This is a genomic window from Sphingomonas sp., assembly GCF_965248875.1.
Taxonomy (GTDB): domain Bacteria; phylum Pseudomonadota; class Alphaproteobacteria; order Sphingomonadales; family Sphingomonadaceae; genus Sphingomonas.
Genome location: NZ_CBDFKR010000007.1, coordinates 87,188 through 106,530 on the forward strand (window position 1 = coordinate 87,188; position 19,343 = coordinate 106,530).

Genomic DNA, 19,343 nt, shown 5'->3' on the forward strand with positions numbered 1-19,343 from the left:
CTCCTGCCCGCGCTTACGTGCGTTTGCTGGTCGTCGACACGGAAGCCACCTTCCTTGCAGCTGATTTCTTGGCTGCAGGTTTTTTTGCCGCCTTGCGTACCGGCTTCTTCCCCTTTGCCGGTGCCGCCGCGGCGCGCGCGTCGAGCAGCTGCGCGGCTTCCTCCAGCGTCAGCTGCTCGGGGGCAAGCGTCTTGGGCAGGGTCGCGTTGGTGGTGCCGTCGGTGACATAGGGGCCGTAGCGCCCCTCCATCAGCTTGACCGCCGCGCCGGTGCGGGGATGCTCGCCAAACTCCTTCAAGGGCGCACGCGCCGCACCCCGCTGCGGCCGCCCACCGCCCGCCGCCGCTTCGGCGAGCTTGACGACGGCGGCGTTCATGCCGGTCTCGAACACCTCGGCGGTCGACTGCAGCCGCGCATATTTGCCGGCGTGAGCGAGGTAGGGGCCATAGCGGCCGATCGAGGCGGTGATCGGCTCGCCCGTCTCGGGGTGCGCGCCGACGGTGCGCGGCAGGCTCAGCAGCTTGAGCGCGAGTTCCAGCGTCAGCTCGCCCGCATCCTTGGGGATTGACGCCCGCTTGGCGTCCTTGCCCTCGCCGAGCTGGATGTACGGCCCGAACCGTCCCGACTTGCGCTCGACGGGCAGCCCCGTCTCGGGGTCGTGGCCGAGCTGCTCGGGCGTCGCAGTCGCACCATCCGCATCGTCGCCGCCCTGACCGAAGCGGCGGGTGAACTTGCACTCCGGATAGTTGGAGCAGGCGACGAAGGCCCCGAACTTGCCGCCGCGCAGCGCCAGCTTGCCCGCGCCACAATTCGGGCACAGCCGCGGGTCCGCCCCGTCGGCGCGCTCGGGGAAGAGGTAGGGTGCCAGGAACAGGTCGAGCTCGGCGGTGATCGCCGATGGCTGCTGCTCCATCACCTCCGCGGTCTTGGGCTTGAAGTCGCGCCAGAACGCGTCGAGCACCGCCTGCCACCCCGCACGGCCCCCCGACACGTCGTCCAGCTCCTCCTCCAGCTCGGCGGTATAGTCGTAGCCGACATAGCGCGGGAAGAAGCGCTCGAGGAACGCCGTCACCAGCCGGCCGCTCTCCTCCGCCTTGAAGCGGTTCTTCTCGACCTGGACGTAAGCACGGTCCTTCAGCGTCTTGATGATCGACGCGTAGGTGGACGGGCGGCCGATCCCCAGCTCCTCCATCCGCTTGACCAGCGACGCCTCGGAAAAGCGCGGTGGCGGCTGCGTGAAGTGCTGCTCGGCGGCGACGCCTTTCTTTGCGGGCGCGTCGCCCTCCTTCAGCCGCGGCAGGCGGCGCGCGTCCTCCGCCTCATCCGCGTCGGCCTGTTGGCCGGAGCGGACGCCAAGATCATCCGACGACTCTTCGTAGAGCGCGAGATAGCCCGGGAAGAGCACCACCTGCCCCGTCGCGCGGATGACGTGCCGCCCGGTCCCCTCGGCGAGATCGACGGTGGTCCGTTCCAGCCGCGCCGACGCCATCTGGCTGGCGAGCGCGCGCTTCCACACCAGTTCGTAAAGCCGGGCATGGTCGCCCGACCCCGCCCGGTCGCGCCCGAAGTCGGTCGGGCGGATCGCCTCATGCGCTTCCTGCGCGTTCTTCGCCTTGGCGGTATAGTGACGGGGTTTATCCGGGACGTAGTGACCGTCATAGCGCTCGGCCACCGCCTTGCGCGCCGCCGAGATCGCACTGCCGTCCATCTGGACGCCGTCGGTGCGCATATAGGTGATCGCGCCGTCCTCGTAGAGCTGCTGCGCGATCCGCATCGTATGGTCGGCGGAGAAGCCGAGCTTGCGCGCCGCTTCCTGCTGGATGGTGGAGGTGGTGAAAGGCGGCGGCGGGTTGCGGGTGAGCGGGCGCGTCTCGACCGACTGGACGGTGAAATGCCCAGCTTCGACATCGGCCTTGGCGCGCAGGGCGTCGCCCTCCTTGCCGATCGCCAATCGGTCGAGCTTGCGGCCCTCCCACTGCACCAGCCGCGCGGCGAAGGCGGTGCCGTCCTGCTCAAGACTGGCGGTGACCGACCAATATTCCTGCGCGCGGAAGGCTTCGATCTCGCGCTCGCGCTCGACGATCAGGCGCAGCGCCACCGACTGGACGCGGCCCGCCGACTTGGCGCCCGGCAGCTTGCGCCACAGCACCGGCGACAGCGTGAATCCGACCAGGTAATCGAGCGCCCGCCGCGCACGATAGGCGTCGATCAGGTCGGTATCGAGTTGACGCGGCGCCTTCATCGCCTCGGTCACCGCCTGTTTGGTGATCGCGTTGAACGTGACGCGTTCGACCTTTTTGGGCAACGCCTTGCGCCCGCGCAGCACCTCCTGGACGTGCCAGCTGATCGCCTCGCCCTCGCGGTCCGGATCGGTCGCGAGGATCAGCCGCGACGCCTGCTTGGCCTCGTCGGTGATCGCGCGCAGCTGCTTGGCCTTGTCGGCATAATTCTCCCACTCCATCGTGAAGCCGTTGTCGGGATCGACCGACCCATCCTTCGGCGGCAGGTCGCGGACATGGCCATAGGAAGCGAGGACCCGATAATCCGCGCCGAGATATTTCTCGATGGTCTTGGCCTTGGCGGGCGATTCGACGATGACGAGCTGCATGGGGTGGTGACGCGTCCTTACGTGTACGCGCGAGGGTGACGGGGGTGCGGCGGCGGCGTCAAGGCTCGGCGCTGCGGCCACGCCGCTTTTTGGCTGAAATCGCCAAGCCGGTCATCCCGCCCTCCACTAACATCGCCGCCGCTAAGGGGGACGACAGCGCGATGAGCAATCTCGACATGACCGGCTATCTGACGGGTAACGGCGGTCATCTGCCGAGCAAGGCCGATCGCGCCGACCTCGATCGCTACATCGTCCAGATGAAGAAGCAGGTGTCGGAGCTGGCGGGGCTGGACCGTGCCGCCGAGGCACGCGGTCGGGCCGAGGCGCATGCCGCCGCCGCAGCCATCAGAGCGCGCTACACCAACCCGCGCGTCCGCCATGCGGCGCTCGCTTTGGCGCTGGCAGAGGCACAGGCAGAGGCGATCAAGGCGGAATGCGAACTGCGCATGATGCAGGTCCATATGGGCGTCGACCTGATCAGCATCGTCGATCCGTCGCTGATCTCGACCGGCGTCAGCGTCTGGATGATCTACCAGGAAGGGCAGATGCAATGATCCCGGCGACCTATCTCGCCCGTTGGGGCCATTTGGCGAGCGACGGCAAGGACCTGGCCGTCCCGGCGCATCTCGCGGAACTGGCGCTGAAGCGCGTGGGCAGCGGCGCTAAGGCCGCCGCCCTGAAACCAGAGGTCGACGCCGCCGCGCGGGAGATGCTGGCGCACAACGCCGGCCGCCTGGCCCAGCTCCACGGCGAGCGGCAGGCCGCGCAGTCGCTTGCAGCGGGCGCGCAGACGGTGGAGCAGGCGAAGCTGGTCTGGAGCGAGGTCTTGTCCAAGGCGAGTAGGGTCGAGATGATGCTTCGGCTGTCCAAAGCGCGCGAGGGGAACGCCAGGCTGGGTCAGTTGGAAGCCGCGCTCCACCACATCATGGTCAGCTGGCCGCGCGCCACCTCGGCCGCGGAGGTCGAGAAGTTCGCCGACCAGATGAGCGGCATCCTGGGCGAGATCAGGACGATCAGCGCCGCGTTCGACGTCTGACGCGCCCGCTCAGCCAACGGCGGAACAGATCGGTGCGGCTGTCGGCTGGAGAGCCAGCACCGTGCCGACGAAGCCGTAGCGCCATTCGGGCCCGAGCGGCGGCTTCGAGCGCGAATCAGAGCGGCGGCAGGACGATGACGCCATACAGCGCGTCGTCGCTAAACCTTCAGCCGATCCACGGCGGCGTCACTGCCAGCGGTCCCACCCGGACGGGAGGACGCAGCGACCGGCGTCATAGGTGCCGACGGTGCGGATGATCTCGTCGCGATCGGGCTCGACGCGGCGGCCCGACAGCTGGCCGTCGAGCACGCGGCGCATCGCATCCGCGAGCCTGGTGACCTGGTAACAGTCGATCGCGGGCGGGGCGTGCGGATTGCCGATGCCGCTGTCATCGGTCAGGAACAGGTAGCGCGACTGAGTCGCCGCCGCCATTGCGCGCATGATGTATTCCGCGCCTCGCGCGACGCCCGACGCGGCAACGGGCACAATCTGGACGCGGCTCGCGCGCAGGCGCTCCGCCGCCGCCCAGGTCGCGGCGACATCGTCGGCATGCGGCGGCGCGTCGGCGACGAGGAACAGCGAGTGCACCGCTCCGGCCCGCCAGGCGAGCCCGGCGGCGCGCGCCATCGCGACCTCCATCGACTCGGGTTCATCGCCGCCGCCGTCGGCGCGCTGGCGGCCGAGGCCGGCCTGGATCGCGCCGACGTCGCCGGTGAGCGGGAAGGTGCGGGTGACATAGTCGTCGCCCCGGTCGCGATAGGCGATCAACGCGACATGCAGGTCGAGATCGGGGTGGCGCGCCCGCAGTTCGGTCAGGATCGCGCGCAGCTCCGATTGGAGGTAGCTCAGCTCGTCGCCCATGCTGCCGGTGCAATCGACGACCAGCGCCAGGTCGAGCGCGCGCACCGGCGCGGGCGGCCGCGCGACGACGATGCGCTCGGTCACTCCGCCAGCGCCCCCGGCTAGCGTCGCGCGCCGCGGTCCGTCCGCACCGGGCACCCCGATCGTCACTTCGCGGCCCAGGCGGTCGAGATCGGGGAAGAAGGCGACGTTGCCGTCAGCCAGCGTCGCCAGCGTCAACCTATTGCCGTCGGCGCAGGTCAGCGTCACCGGCGCGAAGGGCAGCGGCCGCCCGGCCCCGTCGCGCACCGACACCGTGAGCACGCGCGCGGTGTCGACGCGCGGCACGCCCGCGAGCGGCTCGCCCTTCACGAACGCATCGACATAGCTGGCGTAGAGCTCGGGGTTGAGGAGGTCGTCATGCTCGCCCGCGGTAAGCAGCCCGGCGGGCGGCCTCGCCGGGTCGGTTCGGCGCGGCGTAAAGGCGCTGCCCGGCGCAGCGGACGGCCCGCGGGGGAGCGATCCCGTGACGGCGATGCCGTCGCGGGTCCGGGCGGCCGGCGCCGGCGCGACGATGGGCGGCGGCGCAGCGATGGCCGGCGGCGCGGGCGGCGCGGCTTCCGGAACCGGCGGCGGTGGCGGCGCGATACCATCCGCCGCCGTGGCGCTTTCATATCTGGGCGTCGGCCGCCCATATCCACCCTGGGCCTGACCACGCTCGGCCTCAGCCGCGAGCGGCGGCAGCGGCGGAGCGCGGCGGCACAGTCCCGTGGCGGCGGACCGGCCGGGATTGCCGGCCGGTGCGGCGTGCGACGCCAGTCCTATCCCCAGCGCCGCGGTTCCCGTCAGCAACAGCACGATCAGGCGCATGACGCGTTCCTCCGTTTAGGTTATAATGTCACATCATCACCCCGCCCGCAAGCACGGCCGCGCGCGGCTCAGCGCAGGCTGACCCGTCCCCCCGCATGCCGTTCCAGCCGCCCCGCCAGCTCCAGCTCCAGCAGCACGGTCTGGACGATCGCGGGCGACAGCGTCGATTGCCGTAGCAGCTCGTCGACCGGCGTCGGCACGGGGCCGAGCAGATCGACGATCCGACGACGCTCCACGTCGCTGGCATCCTCGACCGACCCGGCGTCGAACGGCAGCGCGGGTGACCTGACCGCGCGAGGATCGATCGGGCGAATCTGCTCCAGCACGTCGGCCGCGGTCTGGATCAGCGTCGCGCCGTCGCGGATCAGCAGGTTGCAGCCCTGCGCGCGCGGATCGAGCGGGGAGCCCGGCACTGCCATCACCTCGCGCCCCGCCTCCGCCGCCAGCCGCGCGGTGATGAGTGAGCCCGACCGCGGCGCCGCCTCGACGACAACGGTGCCCGCCGCCAGCCCGGCGATGATGCGGTTGCGATAGGGAAAGTGCCGCGCCCGCGGCTCGGTCCCGGGCGGCATCTCGGCGATCAGCAGACCCTCGGCCGCGATCCGCTCCTGCAGCGCCGCATTCTCGGGCGGGAAGGCGACATCGATCCCGCCGGCGATCACCGCGATCGTGCCGCCCGACAGACTACCGACATGCGCGGCGGTGTCGATCCCCCGCGCAAGGCCCGACACCACCGCAACCTCGCCCGCCAGGTCGTGCCCGAGCTGACGCGCGAAGCGGCACGCCGCCGCCGACGCATTGCGCGCGCCGACCACCGCCACCGCCGCTCGCCGGGCGAGTGCGATGTCGCCGCGCACGATCAGAGCGGCCGGCGCGTTGTCGAGTTCGGCGAGCAACGGCGGGTAGCCGGGTTCGTCCCCGAACAGATGACGCGCGCCGAGCCGCTCCACCGCCGCCACCTCGCGTTCCGCCTCGGCGCGATCGACGATCCGGGGCGGAGCGCCGCCGCCGCGCTGAGCGAGCTGGGGCAGCGCCTCGATCGCCGCGTCGGCGCTGCCGAACCGTGCGAGCAGCTGCCGCCACGTTACCGGCCCGACGCCCCGCGTGCGCAGCAGCCGCAGCCGGTCGATCAGAGCGGCAGTCACGCGCTAGCCGTCGCCGGTGTGCGCGCCGACCCGCGGCTCGGTTCCGGCAAGCAGCCGGTCGATATTGGCGCCGTGCTTCCAAACCAGGATCAGCGCCAGCGCGAGGAACATCAGTACGAGATCGAAGCGGTTGAAGAGCGCCGCCGATACGGGCGCCGACAGCGCCGCGACCATCCCCGCCAGCGATGAGATGCGCAGCATGCCGAGGAGCAGCAGCCAAACCGCGGCATAGACCAGCCCGACCGGCCAGTGCAGCGCCAGGGCGATGCCGAGCATCGTCGCCACGCCCTTGCCGCCGTTGAAGCGTAACCAGACGGGATAGCAATGCCCGATGAACGCCCCCGCCGCCGCCAGCGGCGCATCGAGCGGCGAGACATGCGCGACGATCAGCACCGCCGCCGCACCCTTCAGCGCATCGAGGATTAGCGTCGCCGCCGCCAGCTCCTTGCGGCCGGTGCGCAGCACGTTGGTGGCGCCGATATTGCCCGAGCCGATCCGGCGCAGGTCGCCCGCCCCGCCCCAGCGCGTTAGCAGCACGCCGAACGGGATCGAGCCCAGCAGATAGCCGAACAGCAGCGCGCCCGCCGGCGCGACCCAGAGCATCTCCGTTGTCAACCCGCCCCCTTCTTGCCGACCCAGTCTAACGCGGTTGCACGGCCGCGACAAACAACCTCGCTCAGGTCGAGCAACGCGCGCCCAGCGGCGATTTCCGGGGGAGGCATGCCGAAAGTACTAACCGCCCGTACCTGTGCAACCGCGCCGGTGGGCCGTAACAACTGCGCGCAGCATGGCGGAAGGCATGGACAACCAGGAGGGGGCGCTCGGCCGGCTGACCGGCAATGAAAAGGAGTGCCTGCGCCGGCGGCTGCTCCATCAGACCGCCAAGGAGATGGCGCTGGAGCTCGGGATCAGCCCGCACGCCGTAGAAAAGCGGCTGAAGATGGCGAGGCTCAAGCTGGGCGTGGGGTCATCGCTGGCGGCAGCGCGGTTGTTGGCGGAGGCCGAGGGGTATGGCCGGACGCTACCCCAGCCGCCGGACCTGCCGGGTGAGGCGCCGCTGGAGCAGGGCGGACCGGCGCCGATCGCCCGTCGCGGACGGCGCGTGTCATCCGCCCTCGTCTCCGGAGCCATGCCCATGATCCTCGCCGCGCTGCTGATCACTCTATCTCGATCGGCGTCGACGCCGCAGCCGTCGCCGTCGCCGGCTCCATCGGCGCCGGCCTCAACTGCCGTTCCCGCCAGCCGCGACATGATCGTCGACCTGCCCGTCAGCGCGCCTGGACCCCATCTGCCGGGCGTTCCTGCGCCGGTGAGCGTCGACACCGTCCGCATGCGCGCCGCCGGACCGGAGGAAGTCACAGCGTTCGTCCGCTCGTCTTTCCACACGATGGACAAGGACGGGTCGGGCTTCATCGACCAGCGCGAAGCGCCCGCCATGGGGATCGGCGTCGGCGAACCGCATGCCCGCGGTGCGGCGCCACACCCGAGCGACCGTGTGCGGTGGTTCACCGGCCCCCAAGGGCAGGCGATGTGGATCGCCAATATGGACATCGACCGCGACGGCCGCGTCAGCGAAACCGAATACGTCGTGTGGGACAGCAAGTTCTGGCGCGACCATGTGCCTGCGAATTGGGCATGGCGGCGGTGACGGGGATTGCTTGACGCGGCCCGCGTCGGCGAGTCACTCGACGGCCGGTGAGCGACGCGCCGATCCTGTTCTTCGATTCCGGCGTCGGCGGGTTGTCGGTGGTCGCGCCGGTCCGGGCGCTGCTGCCGCACGCGCCGGTCGTCTATGCGGCCGACTCGGCGGGGTTTCCCTATGGCACACGCAGCGAAGCGGAGATCGCGGCGCGCGTGCCCGCGCTGCTGGGACGGCTGGTCGAACGTTATCGCCCGCGGCTGGCGGTGATCGCGTGCAACACCGCGTCGACCATCGCGCTCATGCACGTCCGCCAGGCGCTGGATGTGCCGGTGGTCGGCACCGTGCCCGCCATCAAACCTGCCGCGCTGCTCAGCCGGACCCGGGTGATCGGCGTGCTGGGAACCGAGGCCACGGTGCGCCAGCCCTATGTCGACGATCTTGCCGCGCGATTTGCGAGCGACTGCCTGGTGCTCCGTCACGGTTCGGCGGCGCTGGTCGCGCTGGCGGAGGATGCGCTGGCGGGCGCGCCGCCATCGCGCGCCGCGGTGGCGGTGGAGTTGGACGGCTTGCTCCGCCAGCCCGGCGGCGACAGGATCGACGTGATCGTCAACGCCTGCACGCACTTCCCGCTGCTGGCGGGCGAACTGGCCGCCGCTGCGCCGCCGCGCGTCCGCTTCGTCGACGGCGGCGCGGGCATCGCGCGCCGGGTCTCGCAACTGACGCAGGGGCAGGACTGGCGTGGCGAACCGGGTCCGGCGCGGTTGGTCGTCACCCGGCTCGACGACCGTACGCGGGCGATCGCCGCCGCGCTCGGCCCTCGTGGTTTCGCAGCCCCCGAACTGCTGTGACCATACTGGCGAAGGCCGCGGAAAAGCGTTAGACGCGCGCGCAGCCATGATAACCGACGCCTCCGCCCTGCCCCAGCGCACACCAGCGCGCCCCGAACCGAGGTTCGATTACGGCCGGGTCTTCGCCTCCGCGATCGACCGGCTCCACGCCGAGGGCCGCTACCGCGTCTTCATCGACATCCTGCGCAACAAGGGCGCGTTTCCCAACGCGCGCTGCTTCGCCGGGCATAACGGGCCCAAGCCGATCACGGTCTGGTGCTCCAACGATTACCTCGCGATGGGCCAGCACCCAAAGGTGATCGCGGCGATGGAGGAGGCGCTGCACGGCGTCGGCGCGGGCTCGGGCGGCACCCGCAACATCGGCGGCAACACCCACTATCATGTCGATCTGGAAAGCGAACTCGCCGACCTGCACGGCAAGGAAGCGGCGCTGCTGTTCACCAGCGGCTATGTCTCCAACGAGGCGACGCTGTCGACGCTGGCCAAGCTGTTCCCCGGCATCGTCATCTTCTCGGACGAACTCAACCACGCATCGATGATCGCCGGCATCCGCAATGCCGGATGCGAGAAGCGCATCTTCCGCCACAACGATCTCGCGCATCTGGAGGAACTGCTCGCCGCCGAGGACGCGTCGGCGCCCAAGCTTATCGCGTTCGAGAGCGTCTATTCGATGGAGGGCGATGTTGCGCCGATCGCCGCGATCTGCGACCTGGCGGACCGGTACAACGCGCTGACCTATTGCGACGAGGTCCATGCGGTCGGCATGTACGGCCCGCGCGGCGGCGGCATCACCGAGCGCGACGGCGTCGCCGATCGCGTCACCGTGATCGAGGGCACGCTGGGCAAGGCGTTCGGGGTGATGGGCGGCTACATCACCGCCGACCGGACGATCGTCGACGTGATCCGCAGCTACGCGCCCGGGTTCATCTTCACGACCTCGCTGTCGCCGGTGCTGGTCGCGGGCGTGTTGGCGTCGGTCCGGCACCTCAAGTCGTCGACGGCGGAGCGCGCAGCGCAGCAGGCGTCGGCGGCGACGCTGAAAGCGATGCTGCGCGACGCCGGTCTGCCGGTGATGCTGGGTGAGACCCACATCGTCCCGGTCATGGTGGGCGATCCGGTCAAGGCGAAGCGGATCAGCGACATCCTGCTCGCCGAATACGGCGTCTATGTGCAGCCGATCAATTATCCGACGGTGCCCCGTGGCGCGGAGCGGCTACGCTTCACGCCGGGGCCTGCGCACACGCCAGCGATGATGCGCGAGCTGACGGACGCGCTGAGCGAAATCTGGAGCCGGCTGGAGATGCGCCAGGCTGCCTAGGCGCTACCCGGCAACAATGCTGCCGCCGCGATCGTCAGCAGGCCTAGTCCGAGCGACAGCGGCACGCGCAGGCTCATCCAGTTGGCGGGCGCTTCGCGGGTGGCGACGAGGTGGCGGTCGACCGGCAGCGTCAGCATGATCGCGGACCCGAGCACCACCGCCGGCCATGGGCCGCCATCCTGGAACTGCAGCCCCGCCCAGCCGACGCATATGCCTGCGACCAGCGACGGCACGACCGAAATTGCCGCCAGCCGTCCCTGCCCGGCTTCGCGCCGCATCGCAAAGCCCCACCAGACGCCGCCGAGGAAACTCAGGATCGCCGCGCCATAAACCATTGCCAGCCCGTAACCGATCAGCAGTGGTATCCAGGCCAGATCGGTTGGATCTCGCCGCCCCATGACGATAAGCGCAACCGCCGCGAGCTGCGGCAGCAGCCCAGCGAAGCCGAACAGAAACGCGGTGCGCCCGACCGTCGCGGACGGGATCACGACAGCGTGATCGTCGCGTCCGTGCCGGGGACGGCCAGCGGCTCGCCAAAGCGGATGGTATGGACATCGGTGTACACGCCGTCCCGCGGTTCACCGTGGACGTGGATGATACCTCGCGACTCGTCGATCACCCAATAAGTCTCGATTCCGGCTTCGGCATATTTGCATCGCTTCATATCGAGATCGCGGCGCTGCGTCGTTTCGGACACTTCGACGACGAGCAGAAGTTGATCAGGCTTCAGGGGCTGACGGCCGGTGACGGGTGCTCTAACCAGGCCTACGTCGAACCCCAGCACGGTGTTGTCGCCGAGATCGACGCCGTGTCGCCGCGCACGAGCGCTTCATCCATAACGCCCAGCAGGCGCGCCAAAACCAAAATCTGAATGCGCGAGTGGTCGTTTCCCGGCGGCGGCATTCTGATCAGCTCTCCGTCGACCAACTCGATCTTGCCGTCTTCGAAAACGTCGGCTTCGCACATCCGCAGAAATTCGGCGGTCGTGATCGGCGCTTTCCATGCCTCGACCGGTGCCGCGACGATGCGGGTCATCTCATTCATAGCGCCATTTATATCACCGCCCCGTCATAGGCGCGAGTCGCCAGTGGCGCGCTTGTGCCCCAGCCGCTATGGCCGCGGCGACCCCGTTTCCAGCCGATAGGAGCGCGCATGAGCACGCAGCCCGCCACCATCCACGAGCCGACGCATGACGGCTTCTTCACCCGTACCCTCGCCGACGCCGATCCGGCTGTTGCCGCCGGCGTAACGCACGAACTTACCCGCGAGCAGACTCAGATCGAGCTGATCGCGTCCGAGAACATCGTGTCGAAGGCGGTGCTGGAGGCGCAGGGCAGCGTCTTCACCAACAAGTACGCCGAAGGGTATCCGGGTAAGCGCTATTACCAGGGCTGCGCGCCGTCGGACGAGGTCGAGCGACTGGCGATCGACCGCGCGCGCGAACTGTTCGGCTGCGGCTTCGCGAACGTCCAGCCGCATTCCGGCGCACAGGCGAACGGCGCGGTGATGCTGGCGCTCACCAAGCCCGGCGACACGATCCTGGGCATGAGCCTGGACGCCGGCGGGCACCTGACGCACGGCGCGAAGGCGGCGATGTCGGGCAAATGGTTCAACGCGATCCAGTATGGCGTTCGCCGCGACACGCACCTGATCGACTATGAGCAGGTGGAAGAGCTGGCGAAGGAGCATCGTCCCAAGCTCATCATCGCCGGCGGCAGCGCCTATCCGCGCCACATCGACTTCGCGCGCTTTCGCGCCATCGCCGATGCGGTCGGGGCGTATTTCATGGTCGACATGGCGCATTTCGCGGGCATCGTCGCGGCGGGGCTGCATCCGACGCCGTTCGGCCACGCCCATGTCGTCACCACCACCACGCACAAGACGCTGCGTGGCCCGCGCGGCGGCATGGTGTTGAGCGACGACGAGACCATCGCGAAGAAGATCAACTCGGCTGTCTTCCCCGGCCTCCAGGGCGGCCCGCTGATGCACGTCATCGCCGCCAAGGCGGTGGCGTTCGGCGAGGCGCTGCGGCCGGACTACAAGGGTTACATCGCCGCCGTCGTCGAGAACGCGAAGGTGCTCGCCGCGACGCTGAAGGAGCGCGGCGCCGACGTGGTGTCGGGGGGCACCGACACGCACCTGGCGCTGATCGACCTCACGCCACTCGGCGTCACCGGCAGGGACGCCGACGAGGCGCTGGAGCGCGCAGGCATCACCTGCAACAAGAACGGCGTGCCCTTTGATCCGCTCCCCCCGGTCAAGACCAGCGGCATCCGCGTCGGCTCGCCCGCCGGCACCACGCGCGGTTTCGGCCCGGCCGAGTTCCGCGCGATCGGTCATATGGTCGCCGACGTGCTCGACGGCCTCGCCAAGCACAGCGAACATGGCGACGCGCAGGTCGAAGATGCGGTGCGCGAGCGGGTCCGCGCGCTGTGCACTCGCTTCCCGATCTACGCGGACTAACCGATGCGTTGTCCCTTTTGCGGGCACGACGACAGCCAGGTGAAGGACAGCCGCCCCACTGACGATGGGGCGGCGATCCGGCGGCGGCGGCAGTGCGAAGGGTGTGCCGCGCGGTTCACGACCTTCGAACGCATCCAGCTGCGCGAGCTGACCGTGCTCAAGAGCGCCGACGCGCGGGGCGATGCGAGGCGCGAGACGTTCGATCGCGACAAGCTCCTGCGCTCGCTCAGCATCGCCGCCCGCAAGCGGCCGATCGAACCGGCCCGGCTGGAGAAGCTGGTGTCGGGTATCCAGCGCCGGCTGGAGACGCTGGGCGAGAACGAGGTCACCTCCAAGCGCATCGGCGAGCTGGTGATGGACGGGCTCAAGGCGCTCGACCCGGTCGCGTACATCCGCTTCGCTAGCGTCTATCGCGATTTCAGCGAAGCACGCGACTTCGAGGCGTTTGCCGGCACGGTGAGCGAAATGGGCGGCAAGTGAGCACGGCGCCTGCTCCGGTGATGGTGTTGGTTCGCCCGCAGCTGGCGGAGAATATCGGCAAGGCGGCGCGCGCGATGCTCAATTTCGGGCTGGCCGAGCTGCGGCTAGTGAGCCCGCGCGACGGCTGGCCCAACCCCGCCGCGGGGCCGGCGGCGAGCGGGGCGGACACGGTGCTCGCCGGGGCGCGGGTGTTCGCCAGCGTCGGCGAGGCGGTCGCCGACTGTGCACACGTCTTCGCGACGACAGTGCGCAAGCGCGGCGTGACCAAGGCCGTCGTCACACCCGAACGGGCGGCGACGCTGATCCGCGGCGAGCCCGGGCAGTCGGCGATCCTGTTCGGACCGGAGCGATCGGGGCTGGAAACCGACGACGTCGCACTCGCGCGCACGATCCTGACCGTGCCGATCAATCCGGCATTCGGCTCGCTCAACCTGGCGCAGGCGGTGATCCTGGTCGCCTATGAATGGTCCAAGGGGGAGGCGCTGGCACAGCCTCCCGCCGTCGATCTCGACCCGCCCGCGCCGCAGGAGGAGCTGGACGGGATGATCGCGCAGCTCGACGCGATGCTGGTGACGGGCGGATTCTACCATCCCCCCGATCGGATATCGACGACGCGGCGGACGCTCCGGACGCTACTGACCAAGCCCGGCTGGTCGAGCCAGGAGGTGCGCACGATGCGCGGCGTGCTCGCGGCGCTCGACGGCGCCAAACGGTCGCGGGCCTAGAACTCGCTGAGAAAGCTCGCCACATTGTCGCCGAGCGCATCGACCGCATAGCCGCCTTCCATCACGATCGCCGTCGGCCAGCCGCAGGCGGCGATGTCACGGGCGAGGACGGCATAGTCGGGCGTCTCCAGCGCGAAATGGCTGATCGGGTCGCCGCGCCATGTATCGGCGCCGAAACTCACGACCAGCAGCCCGGGATCGAACCGCGCAATCGCGTCGAGCGCGGCCGCTTGCGCGCGACGGAAAGGGTCGAGCGTCGTCCCATGCGGCAGGAGCAGATTGAGCGTCGCGCCTTCGCCCGCCCCGCCGCCATGTTCGTCGGGATGGCCCCAGAAGAAGGGGTAATCGGTCGCCGGATCGGCATGAACGCTGGCGTAGAAGACGTCCGGCCGCGACCAGAAGATATCCTGGGTGCCGTTGCCGTGATGATAGTCGATGTCGAGGATCGCGACCCGCTCGACCCCGGCGTCGCGCGCCGCCTGCGCGGCGATGGCCGCGACGTTGAGATGGCAATAGCCGCCGCAATAGTCGGCCCCGGCATGGTGCCCCGGCGGCCGGCTCAGCGCGAAGGCGGCACGCTCGCCGTCGAGCACGGCGTACGTGGCGGCAAGCGCAGTCTGTGCACTCCAATAGGCAGCGTCCCAGGTCGCGGACGCGATCGGCGTCGTCGCGTCCATGCTGAACCGGCCGAGTAGCGCGTCGACCCGGTCGAGACGGAGCGGACGGCGGGCGACGATCGGAAAGGCGTAGGGGATCGCCTGCCCCGGCCTGCCCGCTTCACGCCACAGCACGGGCGCATCCTGCAGAAAATGAAGATAGTCGGCCGCGTGCACCGTGGCGATCGGGGCCGTGCCGCGATCGAGCGGCTCTTCCGCTCCGCCGATCGCGCGCAGGATGGCCGCGGCGCGCGACGGCGTCTCGGCATAGGCGGTGAAGCCGCCATTGTGCAGCTCCTGACCCGGCGCATGTGCGAGCTGGCGGGGCGAGAAAAACCGTCTCGCGATCATTAAAGCTGGTGTCCAGTACGATCACGCTTGGTCGCAAGGTAGCGCGCATTGTGCGGATTGGGCGGCAACGCATGCGGCACCCGTTCGGCCACCGGCACCCCCGCCGCCTCCAGCGCCGCGACCTTGGCCAGATTGTTGGTCAGCAGCCGCACCCGATCCTGCGCCAACAGCCGCAGCATCTGTGCCGCCACCCCGAAATCCCGCGCATCGACCGCGAACCCCAGCCGGGTGTTGGCATCGACCGTGTCGAAACCCTGATCCTGCAGCTGATAGGCGCGCAATTTGTTGATCAGCCCGATGCCGCGGCCTTCCTGCCGCAGATATAGGAGCATGCCCCAGCCCGACGCCGTGATCGCCGCGATCGCGGCATGGAGCTGCGGCCCGCAATCGCATTTCAGGCTACCGAGCACGTCGCCGGTCAGGCACTCGCTATGCAGCCGCACCAGCGGCGGCCGGCCGTCGGGACGGCCGATCAGCAGCGCGACATGCTCGTCGGTCGAGTCGGGCGCGCGAAAGGCGACGATCTCCGCCGTCTCCGCACCGGCGACCGGCAAGCGTGCACGGGCGGCGAGCGTCAGCCGCGCCGGATCGGCATATGCATCGAGATCGGCCGCCGTCACCGGCACGGCCGCATGTTCGCCTCCGACGAAGAACGCCGGCAGCAGCCCGGCGACCCGCGCCAGCCTGATCGCGCTGCCGGCGCCAGGCGGCGCGGGGAGCGTACGGTACGGCCCCTTTAGCGGCGTCCTGAGGTCGAGCGCCGGATCGGCCAGCGCCGTCGCGCCGGCCAGATCGAGCCAGGGCGCGCGCTCGACCAGGACCGGCTGCTCGGGATCGGCGGCGGCGAGCTGGTTGACCAGCTTCAGCGTCGCGGCCCGCCCGGCGGAAATGAGCACGCCAGCACCGCCCGCCGCATCGAACGCCGCCAGCGTCGTCGCGTCCGCGGTCTCCACCGCCAGCATCGGCACACGCTCGACGGCGACCGCCCAGCCGCGGCGCAGCGCGTCGATGGCGCGGGCGGCAGCGCGCGGATCGCCTACCATGCGAACTCGGTCATGATCGGCACGTGATCGGACGGCTTCAGCCAGCCGCGGCAATCCTCGAACACGGTGTGGGCGACGGCCTGCGCCGCCACCTCCGCGGTCGCCCATTGATGGTCGAGGCGCCGCCCGCGGTCCGACAGCGACCATTCGCGCGCGCGATAGCTCCACCAAGTATGGAGCCGTGCCGGCGCGGGATGGAAATGGCGGCCGAGATCGACCCAGCTGTTCGAAGCCTGCAACCGGTTGAGCGCGTCCACTTCGATCGGCGTATGGCTGACGACGCCGAGCAGCTGCTTGTGGCTCCAGACGTCCTCGGGCAGCGGCGCGATGTTGAAGTCGCCCATCAGCAGCGTCGGGCAGCCGAGCGCCGCGCTCCATCGTGTCATCCGCTCGACGAAATCGAGCTTCTGCCCGAACTTCGGGTTGACCTCACGGTCAGGCACATCACCGCCCGCCGGCACATAGACATTCTCCAGCCGCACGCCGTTCGGAAGGCGCACACCGATGTGCCGGGCCTCGCGATTGGCCTGCCAGTCGAGCCGATCGTCCTCGATCAGCGGCACGCGGCTGATGATCGCGACGCCGTGATGCATGCGCTGGCCGTGGAGCAGGACGTGCGGATAGCCGAGTTCGCGGAATGCGCCGATTGGAAAGTCGCCGTCGATCACCTTGGTCTCCTGCAGGCACAGGATGTCGGGCGCGGCCTCGCGCAAGAAATGACCGACGATGTCGAGGCGGAAACGGACCGAGTTGATGTTCCAGGAGACGATCTTCACGGGCGGGATGTAGGGGTGCGGGCGGCGTTCGTCACCCTTGGCCGCGCAGCCCGTCATTACGGCCGTGCGGCCGGATCCCGGTCATTTCTCTCAATGATGGATGCAGCGCCTCGGCGGAGCCGCGTCGTCGGACGGACGCTTCGCCCGGTCGGCCGCGCCTTTCTGCGAGTCCTGCAGCACCACGCCCCAGGGCCGCAAAAGCGAAAGGCCCCCGCTCCGGGGGCATGGAGCGAGGGCCGACCTGGCGTTCGTCACGCAGGCGGGAGACAGTTGGCCGACGAGCAACAGGGGGAAATCCCGCCGACGCCGTCTCCACGGTGCCGCCCTAGCGATGCAACCTGTCGCCTACATTAACAATCTGGAAAGTCGTGCTGAATCTATTGTTTACCGCCCACGAACCGGGGTGCGTGGATCGTTCCAGCGGAACGCGTCGGCCGCGACCGCGCCGCCGAACCGCTGATTCGACAACCTTACAGTGGTGCGATTGCCCTGGCTGTCGAGCGCCACCCACCCTTGCAACGTCAGTCCGGCGGGCGCCGATTCGTTGCGCGCAAAGACCAGCGTGATGCGGCCATATTCGGGGTGCGCCGGGTCGCTGGCGTCGACGGAGACGACATGGTCGTTGCCCGTCGGCACCGCGTGCGCATAGCGGCCGATATCGCGCCGGGGGTCGAGCAGCACACCAAGCGGCGAGTTCCTGACCGGCCAGCGCTGCACCTGTCTTACCTGATAATCGACAAAGGTAAGCGCGCCGCCGTCTGCGACGATCAGGATCGGGACGCCCGGCTGATACTGGAACCGGATGCGCCCCGGCTGCTTCAGCGTCAGCGTGCCCCTCAGCACGTGCCCGTTGCGGTCGGTCTGCGCAAAGGCGGCGGTCATCGTGGTCAGCGACTGAAGGTGACGCTGCACCTGGGCGAGCTCGGGTGATGGTTGCGGCGCGGCGGCGGCAATAATCGCGAGCGGAAGGAGCTGGACAAGCTTCATGCTGAAGCGTCTAGCGGAGCGGATTGAACCGGTCGTGAATGTGCTCGGCGCGAGCTGTGCATAGGACCCGGCATGCTGAACTCGTCTCAGCATCCACGCGCGAACGACGCCGTAAAGCAGCGTCTTGCGCAGCCGCCGCGGCAAAGCCGCGCCGTCGGACGGAAGCGTCGCCCCGCCGGCCGGGCTTTTCACCTGAGATCAGCTTAGCGCAGCGCCGAGCTAAAAGCGGAAAGCCGTCCCCACATACACCGCCTGACTGTTCCGCTGACTCTCGTCCAGCCGCACCAGCTGATCGCGCTCGGTGCGATAGCGAAGGCCCGCAGTCACATCCAGATTGCGGGTCAGGCGATACGAACCCCCGACATCGAGCGAATAGCTGCGGTCAGTGTCGATCCGCGGCGCAACCTCGGCGAACGGCCGGTCCGCCGCCGCCTTGACCCGGCCTGTCACGCGATCGCCGGCATAGGTTACCGTCAGGTCCGCCGCCTCGCGCCCGCCGGGCTGCCCCGCCATGTCGAGCCGCCGAACGTCGCCAGTCAGCCCAAACCGCCGCCAGCCGACGGCAAGCCCGAGATTGTACGCGACCGGCGCCAGCCCGATTGCCGGATCTGCAACCGCCGCGACGCGGGTCGCGTCCGCGCGGTTCGTCCGCGCCCGCACCGCCACAGTCACCGCGCGATGCTCGTGCCGGGTGTCGGCCGGGGTAAAGTGGAACCCGCTGGTATCGAGACCGCCGCGCGCGAACACCGCCGCCAGCCGGGGGTCCGCCGCCGCCGGAGTAAAGGCCAGCGTCGCCCGGAGCGCGGCATGCCGCACCTGCCGCGCCCGCTCGACCGAAGCGCCCGACGCAGGCGCAACCGACAAACCGGTGGTGACGAGCACCCCGGCCGCGATCGCAAGCATGACGCCCCGTGTAAGCACCCCAACCCCTTCGACGGACTCGGTCCGATCCTCAACGATGCATATAACCTTTAGTCCCCGGGTCGCCAGCATTGCGCGAACTTTGTGACTGCGGTGTGATAATTTCCGCACAGCCGCCGCCGGTCGCGCACGCTTGCGGGGGCTAGGCCGCGCCTGTAGAGCCGAAGGTGCTTCTTTCTGCAGGAATCCACCCGATGTTCCGCCCGTTGCGTACTGCGACCCTGATCGCCGCCACCCTCCTGCCGCTTGCGGCATGCAGCCACGGCGGCGCCCGCCCGCGCGCCGATCTTGCCGCCTCGCGCGTCACCACGATCGGCGTCAATTCCTATCTGTGGCGGGCGACACTCGATACGCTGTCGTTCATGCCGCTGCTGCAGACTGACTCGAACGGCGGCGTCATCGTCACCGACTGGTATGCGAACCCGCAGCAGCCGAACGAGCGGATGAAGGTCACGGTGTCGATCCTTGATCAGGATCTGCGCGCCGACGCCGTCCGTGTCGCCGCGCTGCGACAGGTCAACCAGGGCGGCCAATGGGTCGCCGCGCCCGTACAGGCCGCGACCGTGCAGAAGCTGGAGGACATCATCCTCACCCGCGCCCGCGACCTGCGCCGCGCCGCCGTGGCGGGATAAGG

Annotated in this window: 21 protein-coding genes; 9 read left to right on the forward strand and 12 right to left on the reverse strand. The window is 69.4% G+C overall.

What is annotated here, in order from left to right:
* Positions 1 to 13: 13 nt before the first annotated feature.
* Positions 14 to 2,608 (reverse strand): type I DNA topoisomerase, encoded by a 2,595-nt coding sequence (topA, locus tag ACP2AD_RS05165; RefSeq protein WP_425229014.1) that lies wholly within the window; start codon positions 2,606 to 2,608, stop codon positions 14 to 16.
* A gap of 161 nt (positions 2,609 to 2,769) precedes the next feature.
* Between topA and ACP2AD_RS05170 the strand changes: the two genes are divergently transcribed.
* Complete coding sequence (locus ACP2AD_RS05170; protein ID WP_425229015.1) at positions 2,770 to 3,162, forward strand: hypothetical protein; 393 nt, start codon at positions 2,770 to 2,772, stop codon at positions 3,160 to 3,162.
* Positions 3,159 to 3,644, forward strand: coding sequence for a hypothetical protein (locus ACP2AD_RS05175; protein ID WP_425229016.1), 486 nt, complete (start codon positions 3,159 to 3,161; stop codon positions 3,642 to 3,644). The genes ACP2AD_RS05170 and ACP2AD_RS05175 overlap by 4 nt, the downstream gene beginning before the upstream one ends.
* Positions 3,645 to 3,830: 186 nt before the next feature.
* On the opposite strand, the gene ACP2AD_RS05180 is transcribed toward ACP2AD_RS05175, so the two are convergent.
* From ACP2AD_RS05180 to plsY, 3 genes are all read right to left on the reverse strand, one after another.
* Positions 3,831 to 5,354 (reverse strand): vWA domain-containing protein, encoded by a 1,524-nt coding sequence (locus ACP2AD_RS05180; RefSeq protein WP_425229017.1) that lies wholly within the window; start codon positions 5,352 to 5,354, stop codon positions 3,831 to 3,833.
* Between the two features lie 68 nt (positions 5,355 to 5,422).
* Complete coding sequence (gene dprA, locus ACP2AD_RS05185; protein ID WP_425229018.1) at positions 5,423 to 6,499, reverse strand: DNA-processing protein DprA; 1,077 nt, start codon at positions 6,497 to 6,499, stop codon at positions 5,423 to 5,425.
* A 3-nt stretch (positions 6,500 to 6,502) separates the two neighbouring features.
* A complete protein-coding gene (plsY, locus tag ACP2AD_RS05190; RefSeq protein WP_425229019.1) occupies positions 6,503 to 7,102 on the reverse strand; it encodes a glycerol-3-phosphate 1-O-acyltransferase PlsY in 600 nt (199 codons plus the stop codon).
* A 196-nt stretch (positions 7,103 to 7,298) separates the two neighbouring features.
* Here plsY and ACP2AD_RS05195 point away from each other — a divergent pair, with 196 nt between their 5' ends.
* Genes ACP2AD_RS05195 through hemA form a run of 3 tightly spaced genes read left to right on the forward strand, consistent with a single transcriptional unit; the run spans position 7,299 to position 10,307 of the window.
* The gene (locus ACP2AD_RS05195) at positions 7,299 to 8,147 is read left to right on the forward strand and encodes a sigma factor-like helix-turn-helix DNA-binding protein (protein ID WP_425229020.1); all 849 of its coding nucleotides are present in this window, start codon (positions 7,299 to 7,301) and stop codon (positions 8,145 to 8,147) included.
* A 47-nt stretch (positions 8,148 to 8,194) separates the two neighbouring features.
* Positions 8,195 to 8,989 (forward strand): glutamate racemase, encoded by a 795-nt coding sequence (murI, locus tag ACP2AD_RS05200; RefSeq protein WP_425229021.1) that lies wholly within the window; start codon positions 8,195 to 8,197, stop codon positions 8,987 to 8,989.
* A gap of 46 nt (positions 8,990 to 9,035) precedes the next feature.
* Positions 9,036 to 10,307, forward strand: a complete 1,272-nt coding sequence (hemA, locus tag ACP2AD_RS05205) for a 5-aminolevulinate synthase (protein WP_425229022.1) — start codon at positions 9,036 to 9,038, stop codon at positions 10,305 to 10,307.
* Here the strand turns inward: hemA and ACP2AD_RS05210 are convergent.
* The 3 genes from ACP2AD_RS05210 to ACP2AD_RS05220 are packed head-to-tail and all read right to left on the reverse strand — an operon-like array spanning position 10,304 to position 11,342.
* Positions 10,304 to 10,795 (reverse strand): DUF3429 domain-containing protein, encoded by a 492-nt coding sequence (locus tag ACP2AD_RS05210; protein ID WP_425229023.1) that lies wholly within the window; start codon positions 10,793 to 10,795, stop codon positions 10,304 to 10,306. The two genes, hemA and ACP2AD_RS05210, sit on opposite strands and share 4 nt — an antisense overlap.
* Positions 10,792 to 11,091 (reverse strand): Uma2 family endonuclease, encoded by a 300-nt coding sequence (locus tag ACP2AD_RS05215; RefSeq protein WP_425229024.1) that lies wholly within the window; start codon positions 11,089 to 11,091, stop codon positions 10,792 to 10,794. The genes ACP2AD_RS05210 and ACP2AD_RS05215 overlap by 4 nt, the downstream gene beginning before the upstream one ends.
* On the reverse strand, positions 11,073 to 11,342 hold the full coding sequence (locus ACP2AD_RS05220) for a Uma2 family endonuclease (protein ID WP_425229025.1): 270 nt from the start codon (positions 11,340 to 11,342) through the stop codon (positions 11,073 to 11,075). The genes ACP2AD_RS05215 and ACP2AD_RS05220 overlap by 19 nt, the downstream gene beginning before the upstream one ends.
* Before the next feature lie 117 nt (positions 11,343 to 11,459).
* On the opposite strand from ACP2AD_RS05220, the gene glyA reads away from it, so the two are divergent.
* From glyA to ACP2AD_RS05235, 3 genes are read left to right on the forward strand one after another with little or no spacing between them, the layout of a single operon-like run.
* Positions 11,460 to 12,770 (forward strand): serine hydroxymethyltransferase, encoded by a 1,311-nt coding sequence (gene glyA / locus ACP2AD_RS05225; RefSeq protein ID WP_425229026.1) that lies wholly within the window; start codon positions 11,460 to 11,462, stop codon positions 12,768 to 12,770.
* 3 nt (positions 12,771 to 12,773) lie between these two features.
* Positions 12,774 to 13,250 carry a transcriptional regulator NrdR gene (nrdR, locus tag ACP2AD_RS05230; RefSeq protein ID WP_425229027.1) on the forward strand — a complete coding sequence of 159 codons (477 nt, stop codon included), beginning with the start codon at positions 12,774 to 12,776 and terminating at the stop codon, positions 13,248 to 13,250.
* 20 nt (positions 13,251 to 13,270) lie between these two features.
* The gene (locus ACP2AD_RS05235; protein WP_425229220.1) at positions 13,271 to 13,975 is read left to right on the forward strand and encodes an RNA methyltransferase; all 705 of its coding nucleotides are present in this window, start codon (positions 13,271 to 13,273) and stop codon (positions 13,973 to 13,975) included.
* Here the strand turns inward: ACP2AD_RS05235 and ACP2AD_RS05240 are convergent.
* From ACP2AD_RS05240 to ACP2AD_RS05260, 5 genes are all read right to left on the reverse strand, one after another.
* Positions 13,972 to 14,982, reverse strand: coding sequence for a histone deacetylase family protein (locus ACP2AD_RS05240; protein WP_425229028.1), 1,011 nt, complete (start codon positions 14,980 to 14,982; stop codon positions 13,972 to 13,974). The two genes, ACP2AD_RS05235 and ACP2AD_RS05240, sit on opposite strands and share 4 nt — an antisense overlap.
* Positions 14,982 to 16,025 carry a GTP cyclohydrolase II gene (gene ribA, locus ACP2AD_RS05245; protein WP_425229029.1) on the reverse strand — a complete coding sequence of 348 codons (1,044 nt, stop codon included), beginning with the start codon at positions 16,023 to 16,025 and terminating at the stop codon, positions 14,982 to 14,984. Before ribA ends, ACP2AD_RS05240 begins: the two co-directional genes overlap by 1 nt.
* On the reverse strand, positions 16,019 to 16,801 hold the full coding sequence (locus ACP2AD_RS05250; protein ID WP_425229030.1) for an exodeoxyribonuclease III: 783 nt from the start codon (positions 16,799 to 16,801) through the stop codon (positions 16,019 to 16,021). Before ACP2AD_RS05250 ends, ribA begins: the two co-directional genes overlap by 7 nt.
* 384 nt (positions 16,802 to 17,185) lie before the next feature.
* A complete protein-coding gene (locus tag ACP2AD_RS05255; protein WP_425229031.1) occupies positions 17,186 to 17,788 on the reverse strand; it encodes a LolA family protein in 603 nt (200 codons plus the stop codon).
* A 219-nt stretch (positions 17,789 to 18,007) separates the two neighbouring features.
* Positions 18,008 to 18,691 (reverse strand): hypothetical protein, encoded by a 684-nt coding sequence (locus ACP2AD_RS05260; protein WP_425229032.1) that lies wholly within the window; start codon positions 18,689 to 18,691, stop codon positions 18,008 to 18,010.
* A gap of 212 nt (positions 18,692 to 18,903) precedes the next feature.
* On the opposite strand from ACP2AD_RS05260, the gene ACP2AD_RS05265 reads away from it, so the two are divergent.
* Positions 18,904 to 19,341: a DUF3576 domain-containing protein gene (locus ACP2AD_RS05265; protein ID WP_425229033.1), complete on the forward strand. Its 438-nt coding sequence runs from the start codon at positions 18,904 to 18,906 to the stop codon at positions 19,339 to 19,341.
* Positions 19,342 to 19,343 lie beyond the last annotated feature (2 nt).

Excerpts from the sequence above, each read along its gene's own strand:
- topA (WP_425229014.1), bottom strand. The coding sequence starts at position 2,608 with ATGCAGCTCGTCATCGTCGAATCGCCCGCCAAGGCCAAGACCATCGAG.
- ACP2AD_RS05170 (WP_425229015.1), top strand. The coding sequence starts at position 2,770 with ATGAGCAATCTCGACATGACCGGCTATCTGACGGGTAACGGCGGTCAT.
- ACP2AD_RS05175 (WP_425229016.1), top strand. The coding sequence starts at position 3,159 with ATGATCCCGGCGACCTATCTCGCCCGTTGGGGCCATTTGGCGAGCGAC.
- ACP2AD_RS05180 (WP_425229017.1), bottom strand. The coding sequence starts at position 5,354 with ATGCGCCTGATCGTGCTGTTGCTGACGGGAACCGCGGCGCTGGGGATA.
- plsY (WP_425229019.1), bottom strand. The coding sequence starts at position 7,102 with ATGCTCTGGGTCGCGCCGGCGGGCGCGCTGCTGTTCGGCTATCTGCTG.
- ACP2AD_RS05195 (WP_425229020.1), top strand. The coding sequence starts at position 7,299 with ATGGACAACCAGGAGGGGGCGCTCGGCCGGCTGACCGGCAATGAAAAG.
- hemA (WP_425229022.1), top strand. The coding sequence starts at position 9,036 with ATGATAACCGACGCCTCCGCCCTGCCCCAGCGCACACCAGCGCGCCCC.
- ACP2AD_RS05220 (WP_425229025.1), bottom strand. The coding sequence starts at position 11,342 with ATGACCCGCATCGTCGCGGCACCGGTCGAGGCATGGAAAGCGCCGATC.
- glyA (WP_425229026.1), top strand. The coding sequence starts at position 11,460 with ATGAGCACGCAGCCCGCCACCATCCACGAGCCGACGCATGACGGCTTC.
- nrdR (WP_425229027.1), top strand. The coding sequence starts at position 12,774 with ATGCGTTGTCCCTTTTGCGGGCACGACGACAGCCAGGTGAAGGACAGC.
- ACP2AD_RS05235 (WP_425229220.1), top strand. The coding sequence starts at position 13,271 with ATGGTGTTGGTTCGCCCGCAGCTGGCGGAGAATATCGGCAAGGCGGCG.
- ACP2AD_RS05240 (WP_425229028.1), bottom strand. The coding sequence starts at position 14,982 with ATGATCGCGAGACGGTTTTTCTCGCCCCGCCAGCTCGCACATGCGCCG.
- ribA (WP_425229029.1), bottom strand. The coding sequence starts at position 16,025 with ATGGTAGGCGATCCGCGCGCTGCCGCCCGCGCCATCGACGCGCTGCGC.
- ACP2AD_RS05255 (WP_425229031.1), bottom strand. The coding sequence starts at position 17,788 with ATGAAGCTTGTCCAGCTCCTTCCGCTCGCGATTATTGCCGCCGCCGCG.
- ACP2AD_RS05260 (WP_425229032.1), bottom strand. The coding sequence starts at position 18,691 with ATGCTTGCGATCGCGGCCGGGGTGCTCGTCACCACCGGTTTGTCGGTT.
- ACP2AD_RS05265 (WP_425229033.1), top strand. The coding sequence starts at position 18,904 with ATGTTCCGCCCGTTGCGTACTGCGACCCTGATCGCCGCCACCCTCCTG.